This window comes from Shewanella sp. (genome assembly GCF_013214165.1).
In the GTDB taxonomy this organism is placed as follows: Bacteria; Pseudomonadota; Gammaproteobacteria; order Enterobacterales; family Shewanellaceae; genus Shewanella.
In genome coordinates, this window is sequence record NZ_JABSSM010000018.1 from 76,978 (window position 1) to 94,288 (window position 17,311).

The 17,311-nt window shown below is 46.0% G+C and carries 17 protein-coding genes and 1 pseudogene; 9 read left to right on the plus strand and 9 right to left on the minus strand.

Features of this window, described 5'->3' with window-relative positions; genetic code table 11:
* Positions 1–14: 14 nt before the first annotated feature.
* Positions 15–1,307: a DEAD/DEAH box helicase gene (locus HRU42_RS06060; RefSeq protein ID WP_295029539.1), complete on the plus strand. Its 1,293-nt coding sequence runs from the start codon at positions 15–17 to the stop codon at positions 1,305–1,307.
* A gap of 82 nt (positions 1,308–1,389) precedes the next feature.
* On the opposite strand, the gene HRU42_RS06065 is transcribed toward HRU42_RS06060, so the two are convergent.
* Positions 1,390–1,584 (minus strand): hypothetical protein, encoded by a 195-nt coding sequence (locus tag HRU42_RS06065; RefSeq protein ID WP_112352144.1) that lies wholly within the window; start codon positions 1,582–1,584, stop codon positions 1,390–1,392.
* A gap of 327 nt (positions 1,585–1,911) precedes the next feature.
* Here HRU42_RS06065 and HRU42_RS06070 point away from each other — a divergent pair, with 327 nt between their 5' ends.
* Both HRU42_RS06070 and HRU42_RS06075 read left to right on the plus strand, forming a co-directional pair.
* A complete protein-coding gene (locus HRU42_RS06070; protein WP_295029542.1) occupies positions 1,912–2,667 on the plus strand; it encodes a putative porin in 756 nt (251 codons plus the stop codon).
* 417 nt (positions 2,668–3,084) lie between these two features.
* Entirely contained in the window at positions 3,085–3,588 is a 504-nt protein-coding gene (locus HRU42_RS06075; protein ID WP_295029543.1) for a zf-TFIIB domain-containing protein, read from the plus strand.
* A gap of 70 nt (positions 3,589–3,658) precedes the next feature.
* Here HRU42_RS06075 and HRU42_RS06080 read toward each other — a convergent pair whose 3' ends face one another.
* From HRU42_RS06080 to HRU42_RS06095, 4 genes are all read right to left on the minus strand, one after another.
* Positions 3,659–3,916 (minus strand): PLP-dependent transferase, encoded by a 258-nt coding sequence (locus HRU42_RS06080; protein ID WP_295029614.1) that lies wholly within the window; start codon positions 3,914–3,916, stop codon positions 3,659–3,661.
* A 64-nt stretch (positions 3,917–3,980) separates the two neighbouring features.
* Positions 3,981–4,841, minus strand: coding sequence for an aminotransferase class I/II-fold pyridoxal phosphate-dependent enzyme (locus HRU42_RS06085; RefSeq protein WP_295029544.1), 861 nt, complete (start codon positions 4,839–4,841; stop codon positions 3,981–3,983).
* Positions 4,795–5,277, minus strand: coding sequence for a DMT family transporter (locus HRU42_RS06090; protein ID WP_295029546.1), 483 nt, complete (start codon positions 5,275–5,277; stop codon positions 4,795–4,797). The genes HRU42_RS06085 and HRU42_RS06090 overlap by 47 nt, the downstream gene beginning before the upstream one ends.
* Complete coding sequence (locus tag HRU42_RS06095) at positions 5,277–5,741, minus strand: DMT family transporter (protein ID WP_295029548.1); 465 nt, start codon at positions 5,739–5,741, stop codon at positions 5,277–5,279. The genes HRU42_RS06090 and HRU42_RS06095 overlap by 1 nt, the downstream gene beginning before the upstream one ends.
* A 103-nt stretch (positions 5,742–5,844) precedes the next feature.
* Between HRU42_RS06095 and HRU42_RS06100 the strand changes: the two genes are divergently transcribed.
* Positions 5,845–6,753: a LysR family transcriptional regulator gene (locus tag HRU42_RS06100; RefSeq protein WP_295029550.1), complete on the plus strand. Its 909-nt coding sequence runs from the start codon at positions 5,845–5,847 to the stop codon at positions 6,751–6,753.
* Positions 6,754–6,927: 174 nt separating this feature from the next.
* Here HRU42_RS06100 and HRU42_RS06105 read toward each other — a convergent pair whose 3' ends face one another.
* Positions 6,928–8,109, minus strand: a complete 1,182-nt coding sequence (locus HRU42_RS06105) for a multidrug effflux MFS transporter (protein ID WP_295029551.1) — start codon at positions 8,107–8,109, stop codon at positions 6,928–6,930.
* Between the two features lie 109 nt (positions 8,110–8,218).
* On the opposite strand from HRU42_RS06105, the gene HRU42_RS06110 reads away from it, so the two are divergent.
* The 3 genes from HRU42_RS06110 to HRU42_RS06120 all read left to right on the plus strand — a co-directional run bounded on the left by HRU42_RS06110 (position 8,219) and on the right by HRU42_RS06120 (position 10,942).
* Positions 8,219–9,007 (plus strand): helix-turn-helix transcriptional regulator, encoded by a 789-nt coding sequence (locus tag HRU42_RS06110; protein WP_295029553.1) that lies wholly within the window; start codon positions 8,219–8,221, stop codon positions 9,005–9,007.
* An 81-nt stretch (positions 9,008–9,088) separates the two neighbouring features.
* Positions 9,089–9,763 carry a Crp/Fnr family transcriptional regulator gene (locus HRU42_RS06115; RefSeq protein ID WP_295029554.1) on the plus strand — a complete coding sequence of 225 codons (675 nt, stop codon included), beginning with the start codon at positions 9,089–9,091 and terminating at the stop codon, positions 9,761–9,763.
* A 459-nt stretch (positions 9,764–10,222) separates the two neighbouring features.
* Complete coding sequence (locus HRU42_RS06120; RefSeq protein WP_295029556.1) at positions 10,223–10,942, plus strand: pseudouridine synthase; 720 nt, start codon at positions 10,223–10,225, stop codon at positions 10,940–10,942.
* Here the strand turns inward: HRU42_RS06120 and HRU42_RS06125 are convergent.
* Entirely contained in the window at positions 10,939–12,273 is a 1,335-nt protein-coding gene (locus HRU42_RS06125) for a DUF3300 domain-containing protein (RefSeq protein ID WP_295029557.1), read from the minus strand. The two genes, HRU42_RS06120 and HRU42_RS06125, sit on opposite strands and share 4 nt — an antisense overlap.
* Positions 12,274–12,370: 97 nt before the next feature.
* On the opposite strand from HRU42_RS06125, the gene HRU42_RS06130 reads away from it, so the two are divergent.
* Positions 12,371–12,769, plus strand: coding sequence for an MmcQ/YjbR family DNA-binding protein (locus tag HRU42_RS06130; RefSeq protein WP_295029559.1), 399 nt, complete (start codon positions 12,371–12,373; stop codon positions 12,767–12,769).
* Positions 12,770–12,821: 52 nt separating this feature from the next.
* Here the strand turns inward: HRU42_RS06130 and HRU42_RS06135 are convergent, their stop codons facing one another.
* Positions 12,822–13,931, minus strand: coding sequence for a metallophosphoesterase (locus tag HRU42_RS06135; protein ID WP_295029561.1), 1,110 nt, complete (start codon positions 13,929–13,931; stop codon positions 12,822–12,824).
* 1,084 nt (positions 13,932–15,015) lie between these two features.
* On the opposite strand from HRU42_RS06135, the pseudogene HRU42_RS06140 reads away from it, so the two are divergent.
* Positions 15,016–15,480: pseudogene (locus HRU42_RS06140) on the plus strand (transposase); the annotation flags it as partial.
* A 114-nt stretch (positions 15,481–15,594) separates the two neighbouring features.
* Here the strand turns inward: HRU42_RS06140 and HRU42_RS06145 are convergent.
* Entirely contained in the window at positions 15,595–16,515 is a 921-nt protein-coding gene (locus HRU42_RS06145; protein WP_295029562.1) for a hypothetical protein, read from the minus strand.
* Positions 16,516–17,311 lie beyond the last annotated feature (796 nt).

Sequence of the window (17,311 nt, forward strand, 5' to 3'; positions counted from 1 at the left end):
CACGTGAGTCTTCCATGAAATTTGACGCCCTCGACTTGAACCCCTTATTGATCGATGCTATCGATGAATGTGGTTATCAGCAACTCACACAGGTTCAGTCAGAAGTCATACCGCTGGCCTTATCGGGCACAGACATTATGGCATGCGCCGAAACGGGAACGGGCAAGACGGCCTCATTTGCCTTACCCTTATTAGAACGCTTACTCAAGGAAGAGTGCGAGTCGCCTTGTCTTCGAGGCCTTATTCTGACGCCTACCCGAGAGTTGGCCATTCAAGTGGCCGCGAATATCACTCGCTATGGCCAGTTTACTTCCCTTAAGACATTAGCCGTCTATGGTGGGGCGAACATGAATCCTCAGCGTAAGGCATTGAATGCCGGGGTCGATATTTTAGTGGCTACCCCGGGTCGATTGTTCGATTTTGTCGGTCAGCATGGACTCAATTTGTCTGACGTTAGCAGCCTTATCATAGATGAAGCGGATAGAATGTTGGACATGGGTTTTGTTCGTGATATTGAGAGGGTCAAGTCTCTGGTTGCATCACAACATGTCACCCATTTTTTCTCGGCGACCTATAGCGACGAAGTGAAGCTATTAGCCGAGAAGATGCTTAACTCTCCCCAATGGATTAATGTCGCTAAGACTCGCGCGGCAGCCAGCGTCGAGCAGGAGATCTACCTGGTCGATAAACGCCGTAAAGCCGAGCTACTCTCTGAATTAATCGGCCGTAACAACTGGCAGCAGGTGTTAGTCTTTGCCACCACTAAGGAGAGCGCCGAGCATCTTAAGAGTGAACTGACTCTAGATGGCATCAAGTGTGGCGTGTTTCATGGCGATAGAACGCAAGGGGCGAGAAACCGTACCTTGGAAGAATTTAAGTCGGGTAAACTCAGGGTCATGGTGGCTACTGATGTGGCGGCGAGAGGGATAGATATTCAAGCCTTGCCTCTGGTGATAAACCTAGAGTTACCTTATGGGGCCGAGGATTATATTCACCGTATAGGTCGTACCGGCCGCGCTGGCTTAACCGGGCGGGCAATCTCCTTTGTCTGTCCATCCGATGAAGAGATGCTCGATGAGATCGAGAGTCTGATTGAGCTTAAGTTGCCGCGCATCGTTCTGCCTGGATACGAGCTTGGCGCGCCTCTGCCGGCTCGATATCGGGAGACTCAAGACGTGACAGCAACGAAAAATAAATTTGAGAGACGTAAAGGCAAGCCTGTCAATAAACAGAAAGGCAAACCGTCGAGCCGAGCCGATGGCGCTAAGTCGAGCTATGCTAGCCGTCGAACGGTTAAGAAGCGTTAACTAGCATACCAATGGCTATCACCAGCAGATCCACATGAAAAAACAGCCCAGGGCTGTTTTTTTATTTATGGTGTTGATGGTATTAGTGAGTTAATAAGTCTTCGACGCCGGTGACACCGAAGTACTGTATCGAACGTTTAACCGCTATTTTTTTAGCGATCAGCTGGCCGTCCTTGAAAATTTTCACCACCTTCTTGCCGCCTTTATCATCGGCGCTGTATTCGTGGTCATCGTTTAGTCTCAAATCATCGAACTGGCTCTTCATGATCAAATGCATAGTCACTCCAGTGTGAAAATTCACGTTTAAGTAATGGTTTTATTGTTCGCTTTATGTGTCTTGTTTGCTTTTCTTGTGCTTTATTTTGTTATTATTTGTGTGGTAATTGCTTGTTTTGTGAGAGTGTTTTACTTTTTTGTGGTTTTTTGTTTGATTTCTTTATTGTTTAGATTATTGTGTGCGCCGCTAGGAGAGCACAGTGCCTGAATGTAACTACACATCAGACACTGGATAATATCAAGGACTGATAATACCTATCTTTTTAGTCCCATATTATCTTCATCCATCTATTTTCTCCTAGCACCACAATTATAAAGGAATAAATTGATGAAACACACGACTACGGCGCTAGCCATCCTACTTAGCCTTTCTAGTATGAGTGCCGTTGCTGCACAAGATAACGATTTTCAACATGAAGCTGGTCTTGAATATAATGCTAATTCTGAAGACGCTGGTGATGGCGCCTGGAATGCCTATTACCGTTACTATTTCGAAGGTGTTGACCAGGGCAAGAGCCCATATGTGTTAAATGGCTTCCTGGCTCAAGCGTCTAATATTGGTGCTAATTACAGCAATTTTGATGTTATAGATAGTGATACTATTGGAGTCGATGGCACGTTCGTATTCGATTCAAACTGGTTTGTGTCGGCTAATTATCAAAGAAATGAAATTGGTAACTTCGATTTTAATACCTTTGGGGCTGAAGTCGGTTATTACTTCAATGATTCTTCTGCCGTTTCTGCCTTCTACCAAGATGGCGACAGTGATGTCGAAGATAGCTACGGATTAACACTGCGTAGTTATATCGCGCTGCAATCCACTGCCGGTGTCGATCTTCAGGCTAATTGGATACATAGTGATTCAGATAACATGTTCAATGTCGGTGCCGACTGGTACGTGAATAACGCTTGGTCTGTAGGTGCTGGTTATAGTGACAGTAAGTTTTTTGATGGCTTCGATATACGTACTGCTTATTGGTTACGCATCTCTGATAGCTTCTCGGCCAGTTTTGAAATATCTAAAGTATTAGATTCAGATGCCGATGGTGTTGGTTTTGGTATCGGCGTAATTGGTCGCTTCTAAATCCTTGTCGATGCATGGGCTATTTAGGCAAGCGCTTTTATGGTGCTAGCTGATGATGTCTCAGAGTGTAAAGGTGCAGCCAATGGCTGCGCTTTTTTTTGTCTGTCGATAGCATGGTTCATCTCAGCGGTGATCCTGGTATTATTTTCCTCTAGGGGAACCAAGACGTCCTCATGGTGATAGCAAGACCTAGGTCAGAAATACAAGCGCTAAATTATTATTTTGGCTTGAGACTCGTTTGAGTTAACATTTGTCCTTACTGCCGTTTAGTTATTGAAACTATTTGAATTAGCGTTTTAAATGGCTCGAATATAGCTTACCCATTAAGGCGTTTATTTCTTGTGTTGACCACCAGTTCCCTATGTGTTTTTTGCGAAATGTAAGATTGGATGCTAACTATTTTCTTAAGGATATGAAATGAAATGCCCCAGAACCAATACTAATTTAAAGTCTGTAAGAGTAGGCGGCATCGAGGTCGATATCTCGGAAGCTTGTGGTGGTGTCTTTTTTGATAATTATGAACTAGAACATTTTGATGAAAAGCACGAAAGAAGAGGCAAGGTTCTCGTTGAGCACCTTGATCAGTTTGTACCACTGCAAATTAGTTTAAAAGAGCGTATATCCTGTCCTAAGTGTATCGATATCGTCATGGCCAGACATTTTTACAGTCCTGAACATCAAATTGAAATTGATGAATGCCCGGGGTGTGGTGGTATTTGGTTTGATTTTGGTGAACTGAAGAAGCTACGAGACATATTCCCAACCCAAGTCGATAGGCTGAAAGCCGGGGATAAGTTTATGACTCAAATGGAAACCAGCTCTCGATATATCTCTTATCAAAGAGAACTCGAAGGTCGGGAAAACTTGGCTAATCGTTTGAGACGAAAAAGTGGTTTTTTTGTTGGTATATTCCTCGACTAAACCTTCCGATTAGAAAAATAAAAGCGCTTGGTATTTGTGCTGTTCTAAAAGAGCTTTGCTGTTCAAATTATTATACTTGCTCGAGTGCCTGAGACACATCGATGATGATGTCATCTATGTGCTCGACCCCCACAGATATGCGGATTAAGTCTTCCGATACTCCGGCTTTGGCGAGTTCGTCGGCGTCGAGTTGCCTGTGGGTTGTCGATGCTGGGTGGCAGGCGAGGGACTTGGCATCGCCAATATTGACTAAACGTAAGATCATCTGGAGTGCATCGATGAAACGGCCGCCCGCTTCTTTACCGCCACCACTTAGGCTAGATTTTATGCTGAAGCTGATGATCCCCGATGCCTTACCGCCGGTGATCTTGTGGCAGTTATCCTAAAATGGGCTATTTGGCAGCTCGGCGTAGTTGACCCAACTGACTTTGTGGTGCCAGTGCTGCCCCGGTATTTCTCAGTGGCACCACGCGGCCACGGCCGATAAAGGCAACTGGGCCGAAGGTGTCGGTGTAGACCACTCCATGATAAGACGGGTCTGGCTCGTTAAGCAGAGAAAAACGCTCAGGCTCTGCCGCCCAATCGAACTTACCGGAATCTATGATAACGCCGCCTATGGTTGTACCGTGACCGCCAATATACTTGGTCAGGGAATTGATCACGATATCGGCGCCAAACTCAAACGGCTTACACAAGACTGGCGTGGCCACGGTATTATCGACGATCAGCGGTACGCCATGCTTATGGGCTATCTCGGCTAAACGTGCCAGATCGACGATATTGTCTGCTGGGTTGCCGATAGACTCACAAAAAAGTGCTTTAGTTTTGTCATCTATGTGGGCCTCTAAGCCTGTGTAGTCATCAGATGCCGCCATACGTACCTCGACACCCTGGCGAGGCAGTATGTGAGCAAATAAGTTGTAGGTTCCGCCATAGAGTTGACTGGTGCTGACGATATTATCACCCATCTGGGTCAGGGCTTGAATGGCATAGGTTATCGCCGCCATGCCCGATGCCACCGCGAGTGTGCCGACACCGCCTTCAATCGCCGCTAATCTTTGTTCCAATACATCCGTTGTCGGATTCATTATGCGGGTGTAGATATTGCCTGGCACCTTTAAATCAAATAGATCGGCACCGTGTGGGTGTCGTCGAAGATGTAGGAAGTGGTCTGATAGATGGAGACTGCGGCTACCTTGGTGGTGGCTAGTTTTGTTGTTCGCTCCAGGACCGGTTTGAGCTGTATACCCCAAGAATAATCAAGGCCACACCGCAGGCTTGGGTCAGAGTAGATGTGATGGAGGCCGAGTGTGACAGCTCGAAGAGTTCGAATGCCACGCTGGTGAGCATTTGGCCACTGATCACTAGCAGCGCAGCCTTCAGGGCACCGATTCGGCTGAGTATATGACTGTTAATGGCTACATATAAAGCGCCTATCACACCGCCAAAATAGGCGAACCAGGGGATTTCTTCCCAAGCCAGACTCGTGGGAAGTGATACCTGAAACTCTCCCCATATTGACAAGGTAATGAGAGCGCCAAGGAGTAGAGTCAAGATCAAGGTGCCAACTATATGATTGTAAAATGAGGCGATAAATGGGCCCTTGCTCTGGCTTAATCGTCCGTTTAGGGCCCTACACAGGCCGATCAAGATGCCATTAACCAGAGCCAGTAACAGATAGATAATCATCAGCTTCTCCCAAAAAATATTATCAAGCTAGCGCCGGAGAAAATGGGAATTATAGATAATACGCGATGGGCGCTTATGGCCTTTTTGTCCACTCCGAAGAGGCCGAAATGATCGCTCAGCAGACCAAAAAATACTTGTCCCAATAATCCTAATACCAAGGTGCCGGATAAGCCCAGCTCACTGTTGACCGTTATCGCCGCTAATATCACCACCATTGCCCCGGGTATGCCGCCTAAATAACTCCACTTTGGTGCTGCGTCACCCGATATGGGTCTATCACGCTTTGAAATTGTGGTGATGACGGCAATGAGCAAGAGCGCCACCGAGGCGCCAATGGCATGGGCAAGCCAAGAGGCGTACAGGGGCGTAGTCAATGCGGCTAATGAGCTGTTTAGCTTGATCATCAGTGCCAGCAGGGCACCACCGACCAAGGCGAGTAAGAGATTTAAATTAACTGAAGTCATGTTCATTCTTGTGCTGATTATCGAGATGAACGCACTTTATATTGTTTCTGTTTATTTGATAATATACGGCTAAGACAATCATAGTTGAGTAAAGGTTGACAGTATGGAGAGCTTTTCGGCAATCCCGGTATTTGTGGCTGTGGTGGAATGTGGCAGTTTTTCCCTGGCTAGTGAGCAACTTGGGGTGACTAAGTCTGCGGTCAGTAAACGCATCAGCCAGCTCGAGGCCAAGCTCGGGGTGCAACTGCTGCATCGCACCACCAGAAAGTTAAGCCTGACCGAAGCGGGAGAGCGTTACTTCGATTATGCCCGTAACGCATTGACACTCGCCAATGAAGGCGAAGATGCAATATCGGAGCTGCAAGACAAGCCCAGGGGGAGATTAAGAGTCAATGCCCCCATGGCATTTGGCCGCCTGCATATCGCGCCGCTGATCCCCGATTTTTTGCGGGAACACCCTCAAATCGAAATAGACATGATGATGGACGATAAGGTGGTAGACCTCGTCGGCGGCAGTTTCGATATCGCCATTCGTATCGGCAAGTTACCGGATTCCAGCCTCATCGCCAGGCGCCTAGCCCCCTGTCATAGCGTATTGTGTGCCTCGCCCGCTTATCTGCAGCGCTGGGGAACGCCCAAGAAACCGGCGCAACTGGTGTCACATAATTGTCTGTATTATTCCTATTTCCAGGGGGGCACAGAATGGCGTTTTAATGGCCCAGAAGGATTAGAAAGTCTGGTTCCCAGAGGGAACTATCGCGTCAACAACAGCGAGGCGTTACTGGAAGCTTTGCTCGCTGGGCTGGGGATCTGTCAGATGCCCACATTTATCGTCGGACCTGCCATCGCAGACGGTAGATTAGTGGCCTTATTGCCCGAATACAGACTGCCACAACATGCCATTTATGCCATGTTGCCGGGGCGAAAGCATATTCCGGCCAAGATACGCGTCTTCCTGGACTGTCTGCTGACTCATTTTGATGAAACCTTGCCATATTGGGACGGTCACTAACAGTCACTAGTACTGACCTAATATAGAACACCATAAATATAGATCTGGACTGATTGTTAGTTTCTGTTAGAAAGAGATACTGCCGCCACTTACTACTAGGGAATCGAGTTTAAAACTATGGCTGGCACATATCGATAATGAGAAAATATTTGGCATCACTAGGTTTGAACTTGGTTAGCTATCTTGGCACTGTTTTCTTGCAACAGTGCCAAGGTTTAGTTTTACACTGAGTAAGCAAGATAAGCCTGCACTCAAGATGAGTACCATCCCCAGGTTTTGTAATATCCCAGTGAGCGCAAGACCCGCACCGAACAGCAAGTAATAAGTTAACCCAAACAGGGCGCCAGCTGTGCCAACTGCGTGTCGATAATTTTCTAACGCTTGACTCATGATATTGGGTAAAGCCATGCCACTACAAAGCAACATACCTACCATGGGTATTAGGAACAGCAGATCAGAGCTGAGTAACCAGACGCCAAAGGCACAAGTTAACGCCAGGACTGAGGCGACAGAGATCAATTGGTGTGACTGCCAGCCTTTCGATACCAGGCGCTTACTCAGCAAGCTGCCCAGTATCGTACCTATGGGTAACACGACGCCGCTATAGCCAAACTCGGTCGATGTCATGCCTAAATTATGAAAGATAAAGGGACCGAGTGAGTAATAGCTATATAGCATGATATTAAAGGCAGCTATCAGGCCGGCGTTGCACCATAAACTCGTGTCTCGACTCATCTGCTTGGCCAGCTGCAGAACGCCATTTTTTTGGGGATTTACTGACTCGGCGTTAGCGCTCATTTTCGGATTGGTCTCGGATAAGCTGATAAGGGCAAGCAGCCAGAGCGTGATGGCTAGCATCAGCAAGCTGCAGAATATCCCGCTATAGCCGAAATGAGTCACTATGATGCCGCCACTCAATAATCCAATAACCGGGCTGATCGAAACGCCCATGGTGATCACCGAGAATACCTTAGTCAGTTCGGTTCCCTGGTAGCAATCTCTTAGCATAGCCTGAGTCACGACTGAGCCTGTGGCCGCACCGAAAGCCGATATGATCCTTGCCAGCATCAGCGTCTCGAAACTGGTTGCAAAAATAGCCAGTGTGGCGCCCACGCCATAGGTGACTAATCCAAGCAGCATGGCTTTTCGACGACCTAGGGTGTCACTCAGCCTTCCCCAGGCAAGCACCCCGAAGGCAAAGGCGATAAAGTATACTGATATCGTTTGTGAAGCGGTTTGGGCTGTGATCCCGAACGCCTGTGAAATATGGGGTAAAGCCGGGCTATAGATGGTTTCGACAACTTGTGGAAACATCACTAAGGCCAATATAAGCCAGAGATGTGGCATTGTTTTCATGGGAGGTGACTCCGTGGCATTGAATATTAAATTTGATGCCGAGAACTATAGCGATTAACCGAGTGTCCGATTACAATGATAAGGACATTAACTATCAAAAATAAGACTTATGGCGATCCTAAACTCAGACTGTGCAGCAGAGGTGTTAGCGAGCTTAGATGATTTTGAGGCTCAGGTTGTTGGTATCGCTTCTGGGATAGGGTCTTATGACTCAGGCGTTCATAGCCACCAGAAGTCACAGCTGCTGTATGCTCCAGAAGGTTGTATAACCATAGCTCTGGAGCAGATGCAATATGTATTACCGCCGACCAAGGCCGCCTGGATCCCAGCTGGGATAGAGCATTGTGCCAAAATGCAGATGCGTGATGTGGTGACATGTCGCTCCCTATACTTCGATACAGCCTCCTTTACTGGCTTGCCTGACAAGATAAAAATTATCGGCGTTAACGACCTGTTTAAGCAACTTATTGAGCGTATGTCTCTGTGGCCCTGGGACATGCCAGCCGAGCAACAAAAGAACCTACTGTCCCTGTTTATTGAGGAGTTGTTGGTTGCGCCGGAAGAGATGCTACCTCTGCCTATTCCTGATGATCCTCGTTTGAAACCTTGGCTGGCACAAGTGATGTCTGGAGATACCTTGCCCCAGCCATTGAATCAAATGGCCAAAATGGTTGGCGCCAGTGAGAAAACTATTTCGCGTATCTTCATCAGGCAAACCGGGATGCCTTATCAGGCCTGGCGTCAGCAGTGGCGCTTACATGGGGCAATAGTACGACTCGCCGAGGGTCGAAGTATCTCTGAAGTCGCATTTTCACTGGATTTCTCCAGCGATAGCGCCTTTATCAGTTTTTTTCGACAGCATATGGGGGAGACGCCCAATCGGTTTATTAACAGTTAACTTGCTTGCAGCAGCATATACGTGGATATTCGCTTGACTGGTTTATAATTTTTTTTAGAACGTCGATAATGAGTAGACTTGATGCAACTAAAACCTCTGTCTAAAGGACGATTCCAATCACTTTGGGAACAGGAACACGATGAAATTGAGCAGATCATGCTCGAGTGTATCAGTGAAACTAAGCTAGTGCCGGCACATCAAAAACTGATGCAGCAGGGGCAGAAAGTGGATTCGCTTATCTTAGTCAAGCATGGCCGGATCTCCATGGGCTATACGGCCCGTAATGGCCGCTGTTTCCAGTTAGGCACTATGGTGTGTGATTCTCAACTGTTTGGCGAGATGGAGTTTTTCAGTGGTTATAAGTGTCAGCTGGATATAGTGGCCGAAGATGACGTCGAGATAGAGGTCATCTGTGGCGATAAGCTGCAGCAGGCGCTCATCAAGCAGCCTATGTTTGCCCTATTTTTTGCCAGTGCCATCGCCGTCGACTATCAAGATGCAGTCGATATCCTGGCTCGCAGAATGCTGTATCCCATCGCCTATAACATAGCTTACGATCTCTACCATAGATATTTAGACGATCTGCCAGTAGATGGTTTCACTAAGTGCTACCTGGAGGCTGAGCGTTTTGCGACGACAGATCGTGTGTATCGCCGTGCCGTCAAGAAACTTGAAGAATTAGGCCTGATCCACAAGGATAAGGAAGAGGGGATAGTGATTCGCGATCTAGAAGGATTGAAAGCCTATCTTGAATAGTTGAATAGTCATCATTATAGCTTGAATAAAATTAAGCCCCGGCAGTCAGACTACCGGGGCTTAATGTCATAGGGAGTATTATTTTTCTTGCAGGTCGGGGCTCCTCTGCTGCTCATCTTGCTGACTGGCCTTCCTCATCAACAAACAGAGTATACTCGCTCGCCTCATCCTGATTTTTCGTACTCTATTCTTAACTCTAATCGTTCTCAGTTTACGCATGGCAGTTAGCTTATCTGTCATTGTCTATATTAAAGTTACCGACATTATACGGATTTTTAATACCAATTTTAAGTCCCATTATAAGCCATGGCTAAACTGTTTTCTGCGGCTTGGCGACGAGACATAACTCGCATGCCCGATAAATTATCGCGCCGAGGTCGATTAATGAACAAGCTTGACCCTTGTCGCTGAATAGCGATAATGGCGCACCTCGTTTCACCGCCAATATATTACCGATAAATGCGCCTCGATAAATTCCTCTGCAAGAGTACAGATTTCACCCGTGCCGAATCAATTGACTTGATTGAGACCGGGAAGGTGCGGGTTAACGGGATTGTTATTGTTACGCCCCAGACGCAAGTACACGAAAATAACAGCATCATGTTAGCCGGGCAGCGTCTGGTTGCCAGGCCTTCGCGCTATATCATGCTGCATAAGCCAATTAATACTCTTTGTTCCAACGTCGATGGCGACTATCCATCGGTGATGAAGTACATCCATGTGGACAGAGCCGAGGACCTGCATATCACAGGTCGACTCGATGCCGATACGACTGGCCTCTTGCTGCTCACCGATGATGGACGTTGGTCGTTTAACATCATTAACCCTAAGTATCACTGTGAGAAAACCTATCGGGTGACGCTACGAGATCCTATAGAAGATGGGGATATCGATGACTTGGTATGGCGATTCGAACAGGGACTGCAGCTTCAGGGTGAAAAAACCCTGACGTTAGCCGCTAAACTTGAGGTTATTGCGTCGCATCAGGTACTGCTAACTCTTTGTGAGGGACGCTATCACCAGGTAAAACGTATGTTTTTCACCGTGGGAAATCGTGTGGTCAGCTTACATAGGCAGCAGGTAGGTAAGCTGAGCCTAGATATAGAGCTTGGTCAATGGCGATACCTGACAGAAGATGAAGTCAGTGGCTTTAACTGCTATGAGTCAAGTATCGGCTAGTTCCTCTGTTTAGTGTGAGAGCGATTATGACTCTTTTGACTATTACTTCTTTGGCTATTACTTTTTTGATGATGCACCTTAGGCTGAGACGGAGCCGAACTTCTTACCTGAGATGAGTTTCTTATCTGAGTTGGCTTATGACTCGCCTTGGTTTGAACCTGCTTGTAATGTGATGTTTTGTTGTTCTGTTGTGATTTTAAGTTATTGTGCGCCTTGTTGTTCTGTTGTGAGTAAGGTTGCGCCTTGTGAGCTGGCTTTTGACCCGCATTGGTTTGAATCCGATTGTAATGTGAGGCTTGTTGCAATCTTTGCTGTGTTTGAGCGTGATGATTCCCCCTTGTGGCGCGTGTAGTATGGCTAGATTTTGAGTGAAGCTTATTGCCTGTGCTCGAATGTTTAATGGCATGACGATCAGCCTGACGTACCTGCTTGCTATATAGCGTGCTCGGACGATGACTCTTGTATCTATGTTTTACCGCTGGGCTGCGATAAGCGACGCCGCGGCGATGTGCAGGTTTATGGTGCCATCTCTGTGCGCCATGACTGGTCACGATAGGGCCGTGATGACGATAGTGATGGGAATTTCTGTGGTGAACGACCACCACATGGCGCTTGTGCCAATGGAAGGCGCTAAAATAATAATTAAAAGAAATATGCACGCCACGGTGCCAGTAAAAGTGACCATAGGGTGGACGTATATAATGAGGGTGAGGTGCCCAATAAACGGGCGGGTAGTTATACCAGGCCCAATGACCATAGACGACTCTTGGATCGTAATAGGGCACGTAGACGATCTCTTTCTGAGCCGGCTCTATGATGATTTGCTCATCGACGCGGCTCACCGACATGTTATCCATCTCGGCTAAGCTGTTTGCTTCATCGGCCTGATGTCTTAATGTCTGAATGCTAGATAGCATCCTCTCTTCATCTTGCAAGAAAGCATCGCCTAAATCTTGTGTCCAGGCTAAATCTTCACTGAGTTTGTCGAGCACGGTAGGAAAAGCCAGCAGGGCGGTGACACTGGGATCCCAGTCCTCATCTGCGGCCTTCTCCATTAACTGCTCGATGGGGAGTAAGGTGTTTTTGCTCTGTAAGCGTTTAGCCTGCACGATTTCCAGTGGGTAGGTTGATGCGATAAGAATATGAGTCAGCAAGCTATCTGGATATAGGGCGATAGGCGCGAGCATCTGCGCCAGCTCGGCTTCACTGAAGCTGGCCTCTTGTCCAGACTCAGCCTGTGCTTTTGACAGCGGGGCGAGCAGCGTAAGAGTGAGAATCATACACAGGGCAATGATCCCCCAAGTTCGATCTTGTCGAGTGTGCATCTTCATGTCGTCTCCAAACACCTATTATTGATTGTGTATCGATTATAAAGAGACGAAGATGAACGTAAGCTGAAAATGATTAGAATTTGATAAGATGAGCCTAATGGATGTTGATGCAGCAAAAAAATACCTGCTAAATAAACCCGAAACGGTATTGGATTTTCCCTTTGGTGCCGAAGTTTACGTATTTAAAGTGAAGAAAAAAATGTTCGCCACCTTGGCCATTGGCAAGATGGGTAAAGGAGATGACGCTAATAATGACTCAGGTAATAAGCATTGGTGGATGAACCTAAAGTGTGACCCAGATGAAGCCGCAATTTTGCGGGACATCTTTACCGCGGTTATTCCCGGTTACCATATGAACAAGGCGCTGTGGAATACCATCATCTTAGATGGTTCAATTCCACGAGGAGAGATTGAGCGCATGGTAGATAACTCATTCAAGCTGGTGGTGAGTAAGATGACCAAGAAAGAGCAGGCTTCTATATTGCTTCATCTTTAACTCTGGAGAGCATGCTGCTTGTAAGCTCATTGGCTCACAGTACCTAGATCCGTTATAGCGTCACGCGACTGCCATCGTATAGGCCACGGGTCAGTGTGTCTTGGCCTGCATTGGGGGTGATGAACAATAGCTCGCCGGATTGGCCATTCTTGATGCTAGAATCGACCGCCAGGACCTTGTTGCTAAACAGGCCTAAGACTCTAGTCTGTGAGGTGTGGCCGACGACGATATGTTTCACATCGAAATAAGCCAATACCCTATCGATTTCACTCTCTTGGTAATCATCTTCGAAATAGCCTCTGAACCAGGTCGGGCCGTTGCCCAGAAACAGGAAGTTTAATCGATCATCACGCTTCAGCTCTGGCTTACTCTTATCGATATTGGCGCGGTAGATTTGGTTAGCCTTGTCTAAGGTCAGCTCTCTGTCGACCCACTCACCACTGATCCCGCCATGGAGGAACAAGGTATGGTTAACCTTGACTATGGTGTGCTTGCTGCGTAGCCACTGTCCAATTTCGCTGCTACTGTCATAGAGCTCATCGTAGCTGCGCTCGAGTAGCTTTTCTGCGGTTTGATAGCGTTCGTTAACGTATCTTAAGTCACCGCGCATCACCATCTGCTCATGGTTACCCATCAATAAATGCAGCTTACCGCCAGCATCACTGGCCTGTTTATCTAGCTTATACATAAACCAGAGAACTTCGTTTACCTGATGACCCCGGTCGAACATATCCCCTGTCATCACCATATGACCGTTACCGTAGGCCCAGTTATTATGCTCATCGATTATTTTGTGGTTTTTAAGCAGTGTGATGAGTACATGGTATTGTCCATGGACGTCACTCAGAGCGACGATTTTACTGACATCTGTAAAAGTGTTGGCCGTTATCTCTCTAGCCTTAGGGTTGAGTCTTGGCTCTGGTAAATCGGCACAGGCATTAGGGCGTTTGAGTTCATTGTCGATGACGGGTGTAGCTTGAAGTTCGCTGGCACAGATCCAGTAGGCTTGTTGAGACTGCTGTGTTTTCGCCTGCTCGAACAGATAAGGGCCATCGTAGATGAGTTCTTGTGCCGAGGCTTGTTGCGCTTCATCCGCGCCAGCAAGGCCGATATGACAGGTTAATAGCAAGCTGACAGCCGCAAATTTTATGGTTTTTTTCAATGTGGTCTCACTGTTTATTCTTCTTATTTGATAGTCAGAATCTAAAGTGTTTTGAGGATAAATGTAAGTGGCTATTTGCTAATTTGTTTTCTTAGCTTCTAATGAAGGCTGATCACATTTGCTGATTTAGCTTCTGGCTGAGTTGATATTGGGGAGTGTGTTTTAATTTTTACCTTGATGGTTATCTATAGCCTGCGGCGGTGCCGTGCAGGATGCACCAATGTCGTGCTCACATGGATGTGAATGAACGACCCTAATATGTAAACACTTCTGTGACACGGCGCGAGTATGTCCCTATAGCCTCTGCGACAGCGTCTGATGTGAATGGATTCACAAATGCCGTGGTGACTGGATGTCATAGAACGGCCTTGCTGTCGAAGGTCACAGCCGCGTTCACACCTGCTATTTATCTCTTCGATTTAGGTTTTGTTGGTGAGTAGCTAACTCAGAAATGCTCCAAAGCTTGCTAGGCTTGGAATTAAGTTAGATAACAATTCAATACTCGTCATTCCCGCAATGCTTGTGGGCGGGAATCCAGCCCCTTTGGCGTATGATGATTTTTTGAAGATCGTACCTTAATGGTTATCTATCGCCTGCAGAGGACTTACGTGTAGATACTTCTGCGAGACGGTGAATATGGCGCAGACATGCGCTTATGAACGAGAGGCACTGATGCCGAACTGGCCCTTAGATAGGATATCATTCAAGCACGTCCGTGTGGGTCAGCGTAGGGAATGCCGACAAATGTAGGGAACATTTCCGGCCTTGTTTTGGAAGCTCGCAGCCGCATCTACACCTGCTGATTGACAAGAATAAGTTGTCTCTTCGATTTTAGAGATTGTGTGATTGCTAATTTGAGGGGTTTAATCAGGGCTGGCACCATGCATTCGCTACGTTGAACTTGAGGGAAGTTAACGTATCAAAAATCTTATGGGTGTCCACTTATCGCGATTGCATACAGCTCATCATCTTGATATTTTAAATTAAAATAAATCATCGCCTTATATGCCATTTAGCACTCACAATGTCAGCACTGATATGTGGTCAATGGCTTCATTTTTATGATGGGTGGCTCGATAAATGTTGTTTCAACCAGCCTCTGGTGCTGCACTCAGATAATGGTGCGCCAATGAAGTGTCTGACCATGGAAGCTAAGCTTGAGGAGTTGGGCGTAACGGCTTTATTGAGCCGACCGAGTGTGAGTAATGACAATCCTTACTCTGAGTCATTATTTAGGACGCTCAAGTACCGACCACAATGGCCTAGTAAGGGCTTTAATAGTTTAACTGAGACGCGTGAATGGGTAGATAATTTTGTCACTTGGTACAACGATGAGCATAAACATAGCAAGCTCAATTTTGTCTCACCAAGCCAGAGGCATGCGATGCAGGATAAGGAAATTTTATCTAAACGTAGAACTGTACTTGAAGAGGCGCAAGGGAGAAACCCGATGCGTTGGCCTAACGGCATCAGGAACTGTGAGCCCGTGGGCCCAGTAATGTTGAATCCAGATAAAGAGCCTGAAACGGATGTAAGAAATGTAGCGTAAAATTAAGTAAAGAGTGCCAACTACCTTGAAAAACACCGAACTCTTGTTGTAGGAACTTCCAAATAAAAAGCGCCCTAAAGGCGCTTTTTTACATGTACTTGCTATTAACTACCGCTACAGTGGATTTCTACATATAACTTCAGTGCTGCCAGAGCAATCAATAATTGTAACTTTGCCACTGGGTACCGTGGCACCCATGCCAACATCTACCGCTAACCCATATGCCTTAAAAGCTTCAAGTAGCACAGCCCATGTAGCTGTCGATGTACCTGTAGGATTAAAGAATTTAGAAAACGGATTTTTGTTGTTAAGCCAAGCTACGTTACCTTTCGCATCAACAACCTTAATAAATTTTATATGTAAGTTGTCATCCATATCGTAGAACTCAATATCTGCATAAGCTTTAGTGCCATCTGAAAATGTAAATAGCAATGGCGGAGAATTTAATATAACTCCTGTAGTTACCATTTTTGTACCTGCACTTGCATACATTATAACTCTTTCAAAAAGAGTAGTGTGTATAGGCATGTTACGGAAATGGTTAGTAACATTAGTTTGCTGATATGAAGCGCCAACAAGTTCATACCCACTTCCAACCACAGTATCAGGTACTACAATAGCTCTTTGAGATATGATGCTTCTAATATCATTTTGCAAAGTGGCATAATCTATAAATGCATTTAACTCAGTATTAGAAATGCTTAGCTTGGTTGCAGTCAGAGTTTTTTCAAGCCAACAATCATAGATGAACCCACCTTCCCCATCAGGTTCTCTACCATTCGGGTCACATACAGTTTTAGAGCTTTTGTAAACCCTATACTTTTCTATTTGATAGTTAACGATGTTCATTACATTAATATTTACAGCTTCGTTGTGTACTGCATGGTCTTTTGCTACTTGGCTAAATTGTGATTCTGTCACGCAGTTTTCACATTCAATATGATAGTTCTTAGGGGCAGGTGGAAAATCACCTGCAAATGCGGCTGTAGAAAATTGAGTGGCGGTTAAAATAAATAACGTTGAGAGTAACTTCATCTAAAGATCCTTTTTAGATATAAACTTATGATTTTTTATCTTTACAGACAATAGACTATAAATCAAGCAGCTAACGGTAGCTGTTACAAATCTTAACATTATTGGTGAGATAACCAAAAAGATAGCAAAAAGATAGAAAAAGATAGGACAGCCATATCTTTTGTTAGACATTTCCTGTCTCCCTATAGGTCAGCGTGGGGAATGCCTGAGTGATATCTGGAGTATCACCGGCCCATGGGTCTGATGTCATAGAACGGCCTTGTTTTGGAAGCTCGCAGCCGCATCTACACCTGCTGATTGACAAGATAAGTTGTCTCTTCAATTTTAGAGATTGTGTGATTGCTAATTTGAGAGGTTTAATCATGACTGGCACCATGCATTCGCTACGTTGAACTTGAGGGAAGTTAACGTATCAAAAATCTTATGGGTGTCCACTTATCATTGCCCTTATCATTGTGCATAAAACTCATCGTCTTGATAATTTAAATTAAAATAAATCATAGTCTTATATGCCATTTAGCACTCACAATGTCAGCACTGGCATGTGGTCAATGGCTTCATTTTTATGATGGATGGCTCGATAAATTGCTAAGAGTAAATGAACCGCCCTCGGCAACAAGCTCCTGCGTTGCTCTCGATAATTGCTCCTGCATTATTCGACCTTCGTCCATCCATGGGCTCGAACCTCCTGAATCTGACCTCTAGGGAAGAAGGAAATGTCATATTTTGTATGGAACAAAATAGACCATTCAGTCGTGTGCGGAGCCGCATGCAGGGTGGTGTGGGGGCTGGAGGC

What these genes read in the sequence shown, in the direction of transcription:
- HRU42_RS06060 (WP_295029539.1), top strand. Translation starts at nt 15, where the DNA reads ATGAAATTTGACGCCCTCGACTTGAACCCCTTATTGATCGATGCTATC.
- HRU42_RS06065 (WP_112352144.1), bottom strand. Translation starts at nt 1,584, where the DNA reads ATGCATTTGATCATGAAGAGCCAGTTCGATGATTTGAGACTAAACGAT.
- HRU42_RS06070 (WP_295029542.1), top strand. Translation starts at nt 1,912, where the DNA reads ATGAAACACACGACTACGGCGCTAGCCATCCTACTTAGCCTTTCTAGT.
- HRU42_RS06075 (WP_295029543.1), top strand. Translation starts at nt 3,085, where the DNA reads ATGAAATGCCCCAGAACCAATACTAATTTAAAGTCTGTAAGAGTAGGC.
- HRU42_RS06090 (WP_295029546.1), bottom strand. Translation starts at nt 5,277, where the DNA reads ATGATTATCTATCTGTTACTGGCTCTGGTTAATGGCATCTTGATCGGC.
- HRU42_RS06095 (WP_295029548.1), bottom strand. Translation starts at nt 5,741, where the DNA reads ATGACTTCAGTTAATTTAAATCTCTTACTCGCCTTGGTCGGTGGTGCC.
- HRU42_RS06100 (WP_295029550.1), top strand. Translation starts at nt 5,845, where the DNA reads ATGGAGAGCTTTTCGGCAATCCCGGTATTTGTGGCTGTGGTGGAATGT.
- HRU42_RS06105 (WP_295029551.1), bottom strand. Translation starts at nt 8,109, where the DNA reads ATGAAAACAATGCCACATCTCTGGCTTATATTGGCCTTAGTGATGTTT.
- HRU42_RS06110 (WP_295029553.1), top strand. Translation starts at nt 8,219, where the DNA reads ATGGCGATCCTAAACTCAGACTGTGCAGCAGAGGTGTTAGCGAGCTTA.
- HRU42_RS06115 (WP_295029554.1), top strand. Translation starts at nt 9,089, where the DNA reads ATGCAACTAAAACCTCTGTCTAAAGGACGATTCCAATCACTTTGGGAA.
- HRU42_RS06120 (WP_295029556.1), top strand. Translation starts at nt 10,223, where the DNA reads ATGCGCCTCGATAAATTCCTCTGCAAGAGTACAGATTTCACCCGTGCC.
- HRU42_RS06125 (WP_295029557.1), bottom strand. Translation starts at nt 12,273, where the DNA reads ATGAAGATGCACACTCGACAAGATCGAACTTGGGGGATCATTGCCCTG.
- HRU42_RS06130 (WP_295029559.1), top strand. Translation starts at nt 12,371, where the DNA reads ATGGATGTTGATGCAGCAAAAAAATACCTGCTAAATAAACCCGAAACG.
- HRU42_RS06145 (WP_295029562.1), bottom strand. Translation starts at nt 16,515, where the DNA reads ATGAAGTTACTCTCAACGTTATTTATTTTAACCGCCACTCAATTTTCT.